Source organism: Cronobacter malonaticus LMG 23826 (assembly GCF_001277215.2).
Taxonomy (GTDB): Bacteria; Pseudomonadota; Gammaproteobacteria; order Enterobacterales; family Enterobacteriaceae; genus Cronobacter; species Cronobacter malonaticus.
The window spans coordinates 2,089,336-2,102,831 of sequence record NZ_CP013940.1 but is presented as its reverse complement, the minus strand read 5'-3'; the positions used below and the strand labels follow the sequence as shown (position 1 = coordinate 2,102,831).

The following is a 13,496-nucleotide window of genomic DNA, read 5'->3' as shown; positions in this document are numbered from 1 at the left end:
CGACCAAAGCCTGTTGTCGGGAGCCGCCTGTGCCGCTGTTAACCCTCTCTCATCTCAGCCTGCAAAGTCGCCAGGCGACCCTGTTGCGTGATGTCAGCCTGACTGTCGAACGCCGCGAAATGGTCGCGCTGGTTGGAGAATCCGGCTGCGGTAAAACGCTCACTTCCCTTGCCGTCACCGGCCTTTTGCCGCGCGGCGTATGGCAGAGCGGCGGCGAGATCTGCTTTGACGATACCACGCCCATTCTCCCCGATGCGCCATACCCGGCGGGCCTGCGCGGTCGCCACATCGCCATGATTTTCCAGGAGCCAATGAGCAGCATGAACCCGGTGCTGAAAGTGGGCGAGCAGATAGCTGAAGTGCTGGTGCGTCATCGCGGGCTGGGCTGGAAAGCGGCCTCGCGGGAGGCGGTGGCGCTGCTGGGCCATGTCGGCATCGGCGAGCCGGAGAAGCGTGCGCGGCAGTATATTCACCAGCTCTCCGGCGGGATGCGCCAGCGCGTGATGATAGCGAGCGCTATCAGCGGCAAACCGGATCTGCTGATTGCCGATGAACCCACCACGGCGCTGGACGTTACGCTCCAGGCGCAAATCCTCGGCCTGCTGAAAGAACTCCAGCAGGAGATGGGCATGGGCGTGCTGCTGGTGACGCACGATCTCAGCGTGGTGGCGCGCTATGCCGACCGCGCCTGCGTAATGAACGGCGGCGAAATCGTCGAACAGGGGCCGGTGGAGCCGCTCTTTACCTCGCCTCAGGCCGACTGGACGCGACGGCTGATTGCGGCCTCCACGCCGCAGGAGCCGCCGGCGCGTGTGGTGGCGCGCGATGAAACGCCGCTGTTACAGGTGACGGACATCGTAAAAAGCTTTGCGCGCCGCGCGCGGCTGCCGTTTATGCCCCCGGAGCGTCAGCGTGTATTGCACCCGACTACCTTTAGCGTGGCGCGCGGCGAAATCGTCGGGCTTATCGGCGATTCCGGCTCCGGCAAAACGACGCTCGGGCGCGCCGCTATCGGGCTTATCGAGGCAGACAGCGGGGCTATCTTCTTTGATGGCATCGAGATGGCGCAGGCGAGCCGCGCAGAGCAAAAACGCGTGCGCCGCCGCGCGCAGATGATTTTTCAGGATCCTTATGCGAGTCTCGATCCGCGCATGAGTGTCGGCGATCAGCTTGCCGAGCCGCTGCGGGTGCACGGCCTGCGCCACGGCGCGGCGATTGCCGAACGGGTGAGCGAACTGATGACGCTGGTGGGGCTAAAGCCTGAATGGGCGCAGCGGCGTCCGGCGGCGTTCTCCGGCGGCCAGCGCCAGCGAATCGCCATCGCCCGCGCGCTGGCGCTGGAGCCGGAACTGCTGGTGGCGGATGAAGCGGTGGCGGCGCTCGATTTGCCGGTGAGAGGCCAGATCCTGCGCCTGCTGGCGGAGCTTCGCGACAAGCTTGGGCTGTCGGTGCTGTTTATCAGCCACGATCTCCAGGCGGTGCGCCAGCTCTGCGACCGCGTGCTGGTGCTCTATCTCGGGAACGTGGTGGAAGAGGGGCCGACGCGCCAGGTGCTGCAAACGCCTGCCCATGCGTATACCCGGCGGCTTATCGACAGCGCGCCGGATATTCATCAGGCGCTGCGCCTGCGCGAAAGCGCTTAAGAAACGCCAAAGAGCGGCAGCGCGGTGCCGGTGTTCTCCTGCTCCGCGCGCTGCAACACGCGGGCGGCGAGCGCGATATCAAACACGTTCAGCCCGAACGACGAAAAGTAAACGCAGTCGTCCGGCATCGGGTGCCACGCGCCGGTTAAGAGCGCGGCGAGATCCGCCGCCCAGCCGTCATCGGCAAATTCGCCCGCGCGATACATCTGAAACAGGCTTTTGGCGCTGGTGTGGCGAAATTCTCCCCAGGCGTCCACCACCACCCGGGTAGCGAGTTTAATCGCCGCAAAACTCACTTCGTGATAGCCAATCTGCATGATAAGCCGCCCCGGCTGGCACCATTCCGGGCCGAGAAACGGCTGCTGCGCGCCGGTGCAGGTGATGACGGCATCCCACGGCTGTTTCTGCGCCTCACGAAGATCGCGGTAGATTTCACACGGAAACGGCAGCGTCGCGGCGGATATTTCCTCAAGCCGCGCGGGCGTGCGGTTCCACAACCCTAAACACGAGAGCGCCGGAAAGTGCGCGCGTAACATCTCCAAGTGCGCGCGCGCCTGTACGCCCGCGCCGAGCAACAGGACGCGTTTCACCTCGCGCGGCGCGGCGTGGCGCAGGGCGAGCGCCGACACCGCGGCGGTGCGCACCGCCGTCAGGCCGCCGCTTTCCACCAGGCCCACCGGCACGCCGCTGTCGGCGCGATTGATGAGCGTCACCGTAAGCGCCATCGGAAGATTGTCCTGCGGCTGCGGGCGGTGCGCCGTCCACTTCACGCCGGTGGCGTTGAACCGCCCGCCAACGCGCGCGGGCAGGGCGTAAACCTTACCGGGCGCGGTATCGAGCGGCACGTGCGTTTCGGCGGGCATCACGGCATCGCCTGCCGCCATCAGCAGCGTCGCGTCGGTGACATCCTGCAGCGCCGCGTGCGGGTCAAGCCCGCCGAGTGCCGCCACCTGCTGGCCGGTGAGAAATCGCATGGTTATCTCCTGAATCCGTCAGAATGAGAGCAGCCAGTCGCGCAGCGACCGGGTATAGCGCGTAAGCCCGCGCAGGGTGACAAACTCGTTCACGCCGTGCGCGTTGCCGCCATACCCCAGCCCGCCGATAAGAAACGCGGGCGCCACCGGCGCGAAGGCGTAAGCTGGCGCGCAGCCGGGCGCCCAGGGCCAGATCTGCGGGCGCGCCTGCTGCTGGTGGTAGCAGTTAAGCAGCTCCATTACGCCCGCATCGTCAGCCGAAAAGCGCCTGCCGGGGTAGCTGTCATCAACAATCAGCTGCACGCCTGTTATCTCCTGATGAGAGAGCGACGCGCGCATGGCGTCCAGCAAAATCTCCGGTGAACTATCCGGCGGCGTGCGCAGCGCGAATTCGGCGCAGGCGAGCGGAGGAATAATGCCGCGGCCCGGCAGCGGCGTGGTGCGGATCTCACTTAAGTTCAGCACCGCGCTGCCGAGTAAAAACGCCAGCGCCTCGCGGGTGTCGCCTGAAATCGTCAGCCGCTGGCTTTTGCGCATCGTCAGTTCATCGGCAATGCTGAACTGCGGAGCCAGCTCGTCAAGGATACTCAGCGCGGCGTCATCCAGCGGCAGCGTTTCCAGCACGCCGTTGCGCCCGGCGGGCGCGATGGCGGCGAGCGCCTGCACGAGCCGCCACGCGGGGTTGGCTATCCACGCCGCGTTGCTCGCATGAATGGCGGCCTGCGGGCCGCCCCAGTCGCCGCCCGCGACGCGCAGACGCCCTGCGGTCATGCCGGTAAAGCCAAGATAAAGCCGCGGCGCGCCGCCGCCATATTCGCACAGCGACGGGAACAGCACGGCGAGCGCGGGCGAGACCGGGCACGGCGTGCGGGCGAGATAGCGCCGGAGCGTGCCGCTGCCGCACTCTTCTTCACCCTCCAGCAGGATCTCAAGATTGGTGGTGAGCCTGCCGCTCTCCCACAGATCGCGCACCACGGTGAGCATGCCGGCGAGCGGGCCTTTGTTGTTCTCCGCGCCGCGCGAAATAAACACATCGCCCTTATCGGCCCAGCGGCGAATGCCGCCGGTGAACGGGTCAACCTGCCAGCCCTCAGCATCGGCGGGCATGACGTCATACATGTTGTAGAGCACCAGCGTGTCGGGCGCGCCGATGTCCACGCGGACATGCACCAGCGGTGGGCTGTCGCCAGGCTGTTGCGCCACTGGCAATATCACCTCGGCGTCAAGTGCGTCGATAAGCCAGGCTTCGAGCCAGGCGGCGAGAGATCGCTGCTCATCCGGCTGGTCCGCCACGCTTTGCCAGGCGGTAAGAGAAGAGAGCAGCTCCAGGGTCGCATCCAGGCTGGCATGCGGCTGAACGGTCATAAACGTATCCTTGGATTCAGTACCAGGTAAAGCAAATCAATCAGCAGGTTCACCACCACGAACGTCAGTGCGGCGAGCAATACCACGCCCTGCACCAGCGGAAAATCGCGGTTCTGAATAGCCTGCACCGCCAGGCGGCCAATGCCCGGCCAGGCGAAAATAATCTCTGTCACCAGCGCGCCGCCAAGCAGCGCGGCGAGCGAAATGCCCTGTACGGTCACGACAGGGATCAGCGCGTTGCGAAGCCCGTGACGCACCAGCACCCGCCATGCACTAAGCCCTTTGGCGCGCGCGGTGCGGATGTAATCCTGATCCAGCACGTCAATCAGGCTGGCGCGCACCAGACGCGCCATCGCGCTCATGTAGTATGCGCCAAGACAGACAGCGGGCATGATGAGCTGTAACGGCTCACCGTAGCCGCCGGAGGGCAGCAGGCGCAGCTGGAGGCTGAAGAATAAAATCATCAGCAGCCCCAGCCAGAACACCGGCACCGCCTGGCCGCTGAAGGCCACCAGACGCGCCAGCAGGTCCCAGATGGTGTCGCGCCACAGCGCGCTCACCAGCCCGAGCGCCAGCCCCGCGAGCGTGCTCCAGGCGAGCGCCGTCAGCGCCAGCAGCGCGGTGGCGGGTAGTCGTTCGGCAATCAGCGTTGTGACAGGCTGGCCAAAGCGCAGGGAATCCCCCAGATCGCCGCGCAGCAGGTGTCCCGCGTAGTCGGCGTACTGGGTCAGGAGCGGCCTGTCAAAGCCCATCGCGTGACGAAAATCGGCAATCTCCTGCGTGGTCGCCCCCGGCGGCATCATGACGGCCGCCGGATCGCCCGTCAGATGCAGGCTGAAGAAAATCAACAGCGAGACGCCGAACATCACCAGCAGCGCCTGGAAAAAGCGGGAAATCAGATAGCGCGCCATTATTCGACCCTCGCCTGCGTGGTGCGCAGCCAGTAGTCGCCGAGCAGATTACAGCCCACCACCAGCATCGCGATGGCGCAGCCGGGCCAGACCACCAGCCACGGCGCGAGCAGCATATAGGCGCGGCCTTCGCCAATGAGATTGCCAAGCGTCGGCGTTGGCGGCTGGATGCCCATGCCGAGAAAGCCGACGGAGGCCTCCAGCACAATCAGACGCGGAATATCGAGCGTCAGCAGCACCAGCAGCGGCGTCGCGAGTGCCGGTAAAATATGGCGCAGCATAATGCGCAGGTGCGAAAAGCCCATGGTTCGCGCGGCTTCAATATACTCCAGCTCGCGGATTTCCAGCGTTCTGGCGCGCGCCACGCGGGCGTAAATCGCCCAGCTGGTCACGCCCATAATCACAATGATGTTGGTAAGCGATGTGCCGAACAGCGCCATCACCAGCAGGATCAGCAGGATAAACGGCACCGCCAGCTGAATGTCGATAAGCCGCATGATGAGCGCATCAACCCAGCCGCCGAAGTAACCGGCCACCATGCCCATCAGGGTGCCCATCGTGGCGGCGATGAGCGCGGCGATAATCACCACGAACAGTGAAAGACGGGCCCCCGCGAGAATACGCGCGAGCACGTCGCGGCCCAGCTGATCGGCGCCCAGCCAGTGCTGCGGGCCGGGAGCCTGAAAGACCGCGGCGAGATCGCTTTGCAGCGGATCGGGTAACGGGAGCCAGGGAGAGAGGAGCGCTGCCAGAATAAGGACAGCCAGCAGCGCGCCGCCGAGAAGGCCGTCCCCCGGCAGGGGACGGCGACGTGAACGGGATGCGTAACGGCCAGGGAAGATCATTTCACCCTCATATCGAACAACGACACACGGGCGTCTTCACGGCCTTTAAACGTGACGTTGTCACTGGAGGCGTAAATGGCATCTTCGCGGTAGAGCGGGATCAGCGGCTGTTCCGTGGCGACGCGCTCCTGGATCTGCTCCAGCAGTGCTTTACGCTTCGCGGCATCCACCGTGGCGCGGCTCTCGTTTAAGAGCTTATCCAGCGCCGGGTCGCTCACTGTTGAGTATGGCTCGCCGCCGTGCAGTACCGGGTAGAGCGCGGCGTCGGCGTCCAGCGTCTGGGTGGAGCCCCAGCCCAGCATATAGAGCGGGGCCTGTTTGCCGGACGCCACCTGTTGGGTATAGACCGACCACTCCGGCACTTCGAGCTGCGCCTTCACGCCGATGGCGGCGAGATCGGCCACAATCGCCTGGCCCACGTCAGCGCTGGCGATATAACGGCGCGGCGCCTGAAGTTTCACGGTAAATCCCTGAGGGAAGCCTGCTTCTTTCAGCAACGCTTTGGCTTTTTCGCGGTCCTGTTTCGGTGCGGCGATGGCTTTATAACCGTAGTCTTTCGGGCCTGCCAGCGTGCCGGTCGGCGTGCCGAAGCCGTGCAGCAGCGACTGCGTATAGGCGTCGCGGTTCAGCGCCAGCGACAGCGCGCACCCGCACGTCGTTCAGCGGCGGCTCGCTGTTTTTAATGCCGAGATAAATCGTCAGCCCGCCGCCTTTCACCTGCTCAAGCTTCACGCCGGGTTTGCTTTTCACCAGCGGTGCGAGATCCGCCGGAACGCCTTCCACCAGCTGCGCCTCGCCGGTCAGCAGCGCCGTAATGCGCGCGGTCGCTTCCGGGATTGGTCGCCAGGTCACTTCATCGATTGACGGCTTGCCGCGCCAGTAGTTCGGGTTGGCCTCCATCACAACGCGTTCGTCGGGGATGAAAGTTTTGACGATATAAGCGCCACTTCCGACAGGTTTTCGTGCAAATTCCGCAGCACCGACTTTACTTACATAACCAGGCGGCACGATATAGGCCGGATAACGACTCATGCGCGTGGGCAGGAGCGGATCGGGGCCGTTAGTGTGAATACGCACCTGATAGTCGCCGGTGACCTCTACCGATTTAATCGTACGAATATAAGAAATGGTGGGGGCGTGGTTGGCCGGGTCGAGAATACGGTCGATGGAAAATTTCACCGCCGCGGCATTGACTGGCTCGCCGTTGGTAAATTTGACATCCTTACGTAAATCGAACTGCCATGTGGTGTCGTTAATGGCTTCCCAGTGGGTGGCGAGGCCGGGTTTCAGTTGCATCTGCGCGTCGCGCAGCACCAGAGTATCGAAAACGTTATCCACCAGGGTCGCGGCTTCTTTCAGGAAGCCTGGGTCCATGGCAGTAGCGGAAGTGGGCTGCGCAATCGTCAGCGAACTGGCCTGACTGAGCGGAGCGAGTAAAGAAAGCGCCACAGAAAGTGAGAGAAGCTTACGGGACAGTCGTTTCATTAGGTCAATACCTTAATGGTTGTCGTACTGGTCAGTGAACGTTTTGGTTATTTTTGGTTTTCCTGACCATAAAAACCATGTTATCAAAGATATAGAATATATCCTCTGGTCAGGATGACGAGACGTCAGTTAAGCGCCTGCTAATACAAAGTAAATTTTTTACGACAGGAAATAAACATGTTGGATCTGGAAAAAGCGCAACGCCTGAGTTTAACCATGCAAGTGGAAGTGAGATTGAAAAACGCCCTTATCGTTGGCAGCCTGCGCCCGGGCGCTCGTCTGGTCACGAAGGAGATCGCCGATCAACTGGGGATCAGCATCACGCCGGTACGCGAAGCGCTGCTGCGTCTGGTCTCTTCCGGCGCGCTCAACGCCACCCCTGCGCAGGCGTTTCTGGTGCCGGAAATCAGCGAGGCGCGCTACGACGAAGTGACGAAGATCCGCAAAAATCTCGAAGGAATGGCGGCGGAAGCGGCGGCGCAGAATATTACGCCCGCGCGTATGGCCCACCTGCGCGAGCTTTGCGACGCCTTCCGTGAAGCCAAAATGTCCGGCACGGTCGAGCAGGCGTTGCAGGCCAACCGCGCGTTTCGTTTTCAGCTCTACAACTGGGCAGAGATGCCGACGCTGGTGTCGCTCATCGAGCAGCTCTGGATGCGCATCGGCCCGTGCTTCAACTATCTCTACCCGCAGTCTGACGATTTTGTGCGCGGTCATCACAATTATGATGATTTGCTGGAAGCGCTTGAGGCGGGCGATGGCGAAGCGGCCGCACGCGCGGTGCATAAAGCGATTAACGACGGCGCGCTTATCCTGAAAAAACAGTATTTCGGCTAATCCGCACACCGGCAAAACATTGCCGGAATGCGTATTTCCCTTTTCGTCTCCCCGGCGCTTTACTGACAGGGCAGCACAACGCCTGCGCACCGCCGAGGAGGCGATCATCATGCACATCTCCGTACGTCGTCATGCGTCGCGCTCACGTATTCGCCGCATACTCCGCTCCTGGCTCACGCCGCACCCGCCCGAGACGCGCGCGCTGATGCTGGAATCCTTTATCCCTTACGGACATCTCTATGGTCTTGATTTCGGCAATATCGATCCGGGCCTGCGCCGCCCGCGCTAACCGGTATCGCCGCGGTATCCGGCTGCGTTACTGGAATGAATTATGCACGCTTCAGATGGCCTTTGTCACGACAGCTTCCCGCGAGGCTGTGGGGTAAAAGGCCATTTTTATTGCCGCTTTTTTCCACATTTTGCTAAAAAAATTGGCGGTTTAGCCGATAACCTCCTGTGGCGCTCTGACGAGGCCCGATTATCGTAAAACAGGAGGCAGGATGGCTGTACTGGTAACTCGATTACGCAACGTTCGCATAACCCGCAAGCTCGCCGCCGGATTTGGCGTGGTGCTGCTGCTGGTGGCGCTGGCGACGGCGCTCCCGGTGGCGCGTTTTATGGCCATCCGCGACGCTAACCTCAAAAGTCATCTTATCGACGACATTAATATCGATGTCTTACAGGCCAAAATTAACCGGCTTAACTATTTCTATACCGGCGATGACGACGCCCGCGCGCTGATGAGCCGCTATGTTGACGAGGCGCTCGCGAAAACCGCGGAGGCCAGCGACCTCGACTGGCCCGCAAACGAGCGCGCCATCGTCGCCGATATCAGGCGTTATCTGGAAAGCTTCCAGGGCAGCGTCACCACCATGAGCGACGCCACGGCGAAGCTCAGCCAGATCCGCAGCGCGCTTGACGCGCTGGCAGGCCAGGATGAAACCGCGCGGTATACCCAGCTTATCCGCACGCCGGTGGCCGACCCTGAGCTCTCCTATGCGATTTACGATCTTCTGTTCGCCATCAGTAACCTGCGGGATTACGCTTACGCGCTGCGCTTTACCGGCACAGCGCAGGCAAGCGAGGCGCTTCAGAGCCGTTTCAGCGCGGTAGAAAGCCAGTATCAGGCGCTCGTGAGCCGTCTCTCGCCGGAACTCCTGCCGCCGTTTGCAGCGCTATGGCAGGACACGGTGCGCTATCAGACGCTGAGTCGCGACTACTACGCCGCCCGTGAATCGCTGAAAGGCGCGGAAAGCGCGGTGAAAACGGCAGGCGATCAGAGTAGCGGCACGATTAAACAGATGGTGGCGTTCACTAAAGCAGAGAATGACGAACTGGCGTCCGGCTCCTCAATGCTTGCCCTCATCCTGGGCGCGTTTGCGATTCTGCTCGGCGTTATCGTCGCGTGGGCCATCAGCCGCCAGATAATCCGCCCGCTGAGGCTCAACCTGGCGCTGGCCGAACGTATCGCCGCCGGCGATTTGACCGCGCAGATTGAAAGCGATCGCCATGACGAGTTCGGCAAGCTCACGGGCGCGATGGCGCGCGTGAACGAAAGACTCCGCAGCATGACCGGCGAGCTGCGCGCAAGCGTCGGGCGTCTCACCCATACGGCGGGGGAAATTGCGTCCGGTAACAGCGCGCTCTCGGCGCGTACCGAACAGCAGACCACGGCGGTGGTGGAGACGGCAGCCAGCATGGAGCAGCTCACCGCCACCGTGAAAAACAACGCCGACAACGCCCGTCACGCCAGCCAGATTGCGGCACAGGCCTCTCAGACCGCCGGGCGCGGCGGCGAAGCGGTGCGCGATGTGGTACAGACCATGCAGGATATCTCCGCCAGTTCGCGCAAAATCGCCGACATTACCGAGGTCATTAACAGCATTTCTTTCCAGACCAATATTCTGGCGCTCAACGCCGCGGTGGAAGCCGCGCGTGCGGGCGAACATGGCCGCGGTTTCGCGGTGGTGGCGTCTGAAGTGCGCAGTCTCTCCCAGCGCAGCGCGCAGGCGGCGAAAGATATAGCGGTGCTGATTGATGAGTCGGTCAGCCGCATCAAAACCGGCAGCACGCTGGCGAGCCGTGCCGGTGAGACGATGGATGAGGTGGTAAGTTCCGTCACCCGGGTGAACGATATTATGGAAGAGATTTCGTCAGCCTCGCAGGAGCAGAGCCGCGGCATTGAGCAGATCGCCCGCGCGGTCAGTGAGCTGGACGCCACCACGCAGCAGAACGCAACGCTTGTCAGCGCGTCCTCCGCGGCCGCAGGCGAGCTTGGCACCGAGGCGGCGCGCCTGCGCCAGCTTGCAGGTGCGTTTCGCCTGAACGCGCCATCCGCCACGCCGCGCCCGCAATCCACCGCGCTTCGCCCGGCAGCGCCTGTCACCGTGACCGCGCGCAAACCCGTCACCGAAGAGGGCTGGGCCACGTTCTGACGTTTCGCCTTCACCTTTCGCACTTTCTTCTCGCGCCCGGCTTGCCGGGCGCCCACTTTTCCCGCGCTGTACTAAGCTTTCGTTACCCTTAACGCAAATCAGGATAACGACATGACAAAAAACGCCTTTGTTGCTGTCGTGACCGGCGGCAGTTCAGGAGTCGGGCGCGCGACAGCCAGTTACTTTGCGGCCTCTGGCTATGATGTGGCGATCATTGCCCGTGGAGAGCAGGGCGTGGCGGAGGCCACAGAAGACTTACAGCGCTACGGCGGACGGGTGCTTGGCATCTGCGCTGACGTGGCGGACCCGCAGCAGGTGAATAACGCGGCACAGCGTGTCGAAGAAGAACTGGGGCCAATGGCGGTGTGGGTGAACTGCGCGATGACAACCGTGCTCGCGCCGGTGGAAGATATCAGCTTTGACGAGTTCCGGCGCGTCACGGAAGTGACCTATCTCGGCGCGGTGAACGGCACCCGCAGCGCACTGCGCTATATGCAACTGCGCGACAGCGGCACCATCGTTCAGGTCGGCTCGGCGCTCGCGTGGCGCTCGATTCCGTTGCAGTCCGCCTATTGCGGCGCGAAAGCGGCGATCCGCGCGTTTACCGATTCCCTGCGCTGCGAACTGCTGCATCAGAAAAGCGGCGTGCGGGTCTCAATGGTGCAATTACCCGCCATTAACACCACGCAGTTCAACTGGGCGCGCAATAAGTTTCATCACCGGATGCAGCCTGTTGAACCCATTTACCAGCCGGAAGTGGCCGCCAAAGCAATTTACGACGCCGCCGTGGCGCGCCGTCCGCCGCGCGAGGTATGGCTTGGCAAAAACACGGTGATGTCGATTGTCGGCAATATGTTCTTCCCGGGATTACTCGACCGTTATGTGACGAAAACCTGGGAAGGACAACTGACCGATGAAGTCGAACCGACGCAGCGCCCCGATTACCTGTTTCAGCCGCTGGAGAACGGCCATCAGGCGCACGGACGCTTTGACAGCCACGCGAAGAACAAGGCGATTGCCGTGGATTCCCGCGTGATGGGCGTGGCAGCAGTAGCGGTGGCAGGGCTGCTGGTTAAAGCCCTGTTCCGCCGCCGTTAATTTACTTTACCCGCAGCCAGCGGTAGCCATAGCCGTTGATGCGAAGCGAGCAGGCGACTGGCGGATAATCATCATCCGCCAGTATCTCGCAGGCACCTTGCAGATCTAACTCGCCCAAATCCACCGTCACCGCCTCATGGCTCAGGTTCGTCAGCATCAGCGTGGCGACGTTATAGTTCTGATAGCGCACCGCAAACACGCTCTTTTCCCGCACCGTGAACGGGTGGAAATGCTGATAGCAGATCTCCGGCAGCGTGCGCCAGACCGCGATAATCTGCCGGATACGGTGCAGCAGTGAGCCGTCGCGCGCCTCCTGTTCTTCGACGTTTATCGCCTGATAGCGAAACGGGCCGTCGGTAATTAAAGGCTCCACAAAGCGCGCCGGATCGCAGGCGGAAAACCCGGCACCGGGCGCCGCACTCCACTGCATCGGCGTGCGCACCGATTCACGCTCCGGCTGTGAAAGCAGATCGCCCATGCCGATTTCCGCGCCATAGCGCACCACCGGCGTGCCGGGTAGCGAAAAGAGCAGGGCATGCGCCATTGCCTGCTGGCGTTCGTTGCCGTCGAGCATCGGGGCCAGACGGCGGCGAATGCCGCGCCCGTAAATGCGCATGTCGGGATCGGGCGCGTATTTTTCCATTACGAAGTCGTAATCTTCCGGCTCCAGATCTTCAAGGTCCAGCTCGTCATGGTTACGCAGCCAGAAGCAGTAACCGCCGTTGGCGGGCGGCATCGGCAATTCGTTAAGCGCTTTCACCAGCGGCGCGGCCTCTTCGCGCGCCAGCGCCAGAATGGTGTTTTTGTTGATCCAGAAGTTAAGCAGCGTGGTCAGACGTTCGCCGCCGCCGAAGAAATCTTCAAATTCCGAGACGTTCACGTCCACTTCGCCGAGCAGGATCATATCCGGGTGATCTTCCGTCAGCAGGTCGTAGAAGTGGTTAAACAACCGGTAGCCGCTCTCTTTATCGCCAGGCAGGGTGGCCTGTTCCACCATGTGCGAAGCGGCGTCAACACGAAAGCCCGCCACGCCTTTATCCGCCCAGAAGCGCAGCACGTGATCGACAGCCAGAATCACGTCCGGGTGGCGCAGGTTGAGATCCGGCTCATGATGATAAAAGAGGTGGCGGTAGTAGCGCTGCGCCTGCTCATCCCGGCGCCAGATGTGCGGTTCGATGGTCGGAAACATCGGCGCGGGCTCATCCGGGCCTGGCGTGTCGCGCCACAGATAGTAGTCGTGAAACGGGTTGTCGCGGCCTTTGCGCGCCTCCTGAAACCAGTCGTGGGCATCTGAAGTGTGCTGCGCCACCAGTTCGATAATCACACGAATTCCGCGCTTTTCCGCCTCGGCTATCAGCCACTCAACGTCTTCCAGCGAGCCGATACGCGGGTCCGGCTCGGTGTGGTTTTCCACGTCATAGCCGTTATCCCGACGCGGCGAGAGATAAAACGGGGTCAGCCAGATGGCGGTTGCGCCAAGCGATTCAACATAGTCGAGCTTTTCGACAATGCCGCGCAGGTCTCCCCAGCCGTCGGCGTTGCTGTCAAAAAAGCGGGTGGGATCTATCTGGTAAATGACGGCGTTCTGGTGCCACAGACGGCTCATAAGCGGATTCCTTTTGGCGGTTAAACGGAATTCGACGAATGTTAAGTATAGGCGCGACGGCACGGCCTGCATGGCGAACGACGTGTCTGTGTGTTGTAAATCGGGCAGAGAGGTTGCATCACAAATGCGAGCCGCACCGAAGGGTTTAACCGTCATTCAGCATCCGGCTTCTGACTTACGCGCAACGCTGATAAGGTGCTGCGCAGCGGAAAGCATAAGCCGTAACTTAACGCTTATAAAAGTGTTGCGCATAGCGCAACACTGATTTAAAATCTTCATCAGGAGCGAGGTGGCAGG

The 13,496-nt window shown here is 62.0% G+C and carries 10 protein-coding genes and 1 pseudogene; 5 read left to right on the top strand and 6 right to left on the bottom strand.

The features are described from left to right. Positions 1–29 precede the first annotated feature (29 nt). Positions 30–1,643, top strand: a complete 1,614-nt coding sequence (locus AFK66_RS22035; protein WP_080645146.1) for a dipeptide ABC transporter ATP-binding protein — start codon at positions 30–32, stop codon at positions 1,641–1,643. Here the strand turns inward: AFK66_RS22035 and AFK66_RS09980 are convergent. From AFK66_RS09980 to AFK66_RS09960, 5 genes and pseudogenes are all read right to left on the bottom strand, one after another. Further along, positions 1,640–2,617, bottom strand: coding sequence for an ornithine cyclodeaminase family protein (locus tag AFK66_RS09980; protein WP_023898799.1), 978 nt, complete (start codon positions 2,615–2,617; stop codon positions 1,640–1,642). The genes AFK66_RS22035 and AFK66_RS09980 overlap by 4 nt on opposite strands. An 18-nt stretch (positions 2,618–2,635) precedes the next feature. Next, positions 2,636–3,982: a M20 family metallopeptidase gene (locus AFK66_RS09975; protein ID WP_023898797.1), complete on the bottom strand. Its 1,347-nt coding sequence runs from the start codon at positions 3,980–3,982 to the stop codon at positions 2,636–2,638. After that, positions 3,979–4,893, bottom strand: coding sequence for an ABC transporter permease (locus tag AFK66_RS09970; protein WP_032974193.1), 915 nt, complete (start codon positions 4,891–4,893; stop codon positions 3,979–3,981). Before AFK66_RS09970 ends, AFK66_RS09975 begins: the two co-directional genes overlap by 4 nt. Beyond that, positions 4,893–5,738: an ABC transporter permease gene (locus AFK66_RS09965; protein ID WP_007774865.1), complete on the bottom strand. Its 846-nt coding sequence runs from the start codon at positions 5,736–5,738 to the stop codon at positions 4,893–4,895. Before AFK66_RS09965 ends, AFK66_RS09970 begins: the two co-directional genes overlap by 1 nt. Next, positions 5,735–7,223, bottom strand: a pseudogene (locus tag AFK66_RS09960) (ABC transporter substrate-binding protein). Before AFK66_RS09960 ends, AFK66_RS09965 begins: the two are co-directional and overlap by 4 nt. A gap of 177 nt (positions 7,224–7,400) precedes the next feature. Here AFK66_RS09960 and AFK66_RS09955 point away from each other — a divergent pair. The 4 genes from AFK66_RS09955 (at position 7,401) to AFK66_RS09940 (ending at position 11,593) form a co-directional block, all read left to right on the top strand. After that, complete coding sequence (locus tag AFK66_RS09955; RefSeq protein WP_023898793.1) at positions 7,401–8,060, top strand: GntR family transcriptional regulator; 660 nt, start codon at positions 7,401–7,403, stop codon at positions 8,058–8,060. A 109-nt stretch (positions 8,061–8,169) separates the two neighbouring features. After that, entirely contained in the window at positions 8,170–8,349 is a 180-nt protein-coding gene (locus AFK66_RS09950) for a hypothetical protein (protein ID WP_007774881.1), read from the top strand. Positions 8,350–8,560: 211 nt separating this feature from the next. Next, on the top strand, positions 8,561–10,495 hold the full coding sequence (locus tag AFK66_RS09945) for a methyl-accepting chemotaxis protein (protein WP_007774882.1): 1,935 nt from the start codon (positions 8,561–8,563) through the stop codon (positions 10,493–10,495). Between the two features lie 111 nt (positions 10,496–10,606). Beyond that, entirely contained in the window at positions 10,607–11,593 is a 987-nt protein-coding gene (locus AFK66_RS09940; protein ID WP_007774884.1) for an SDR family oxidoreductase, read from the top strand. Between the two features lies 1 nt (position 11,594). On the opposite strand, the gene AFK66_RS09935 is transcribed toward AFK66_RS09940, so the two are convergent. Then, on the bottom strand, positions 11,595–13,199 hold the full coding sequence (locus AFK66_RS09935; RefSeq protein WP_007774898.1) for an alpha-amylase family protein: 1,605 nt from the start codon (positions 13,197–13,199) through the stop codon (positions 11,595–11,597). Between the last annotated feature and the right edge of the window lie 297 nt (positions 13,200–13,496).

Coding starts and splice junctions, on each gene's coding strand:
- AFK66_RS09980 (WP_023898799.1), bottom strand. CDS start 2,617: ATGCGATTTCTCACCGGCCAGCAGGTGGCGGCACTCGGCGGGCTTGAC.
- AFK66_RS09975 (WP_023898797.1), bottom strand. CDS start 3,982: ATGACCGTTCAGCCGCATGCCAGCCTGGATGCGACCCTGGAGCTGCTC.
- AFK66_RS09970 (WP_032974193.1), bottom strand. CDS start 4,893: ATGGCGCGCTATCTGATTTCCCGCTTTTTCCAGGCGCTGCTGGTGATG.
- AFK66_RS09965 (WP_007774865.1), bottom strand. CDS start 5,738: ATGATCTTCCCTGGCCGTTACGCATCCCGTTCACGTCGCCGTCCCCTG.
- AFK66_RS09955 (WP_023898793.1), top strand. CDS start 7,401: ATGTTGGATCTGGAAAAAGCGCAACGCCTGAGTTTAACCATGCAAGTG.
- AFK66_RS09950 (WP_007774881.1), top strand. CDS start 8,170: ATGCACATCTCCGTACGTCGTCATGCGTCGCGCTCACGTATTCGCCGC.
- AFK66_RS09945 (WP_007774882.1), top strand. CDS start 8,561: ATGGCTGTACTGGTAACTCGATTACGCAACGTTCGCATAACCCGCAAG.
- AFK66_RS09940 (WP_007774884.1), top strand. CDS start 10,607: ATGACAAAAAACGCCTTTGTTGCTGTCGTGACCGGCGGCAGTTCAGGA.
- AFK66_RS09935 (WP_007774898.1), bottom strand. CDS start 13,199: ATGAGCCGTCTGTGGCACCAGAACGCCGTCATTTACCAGATAGATCCC.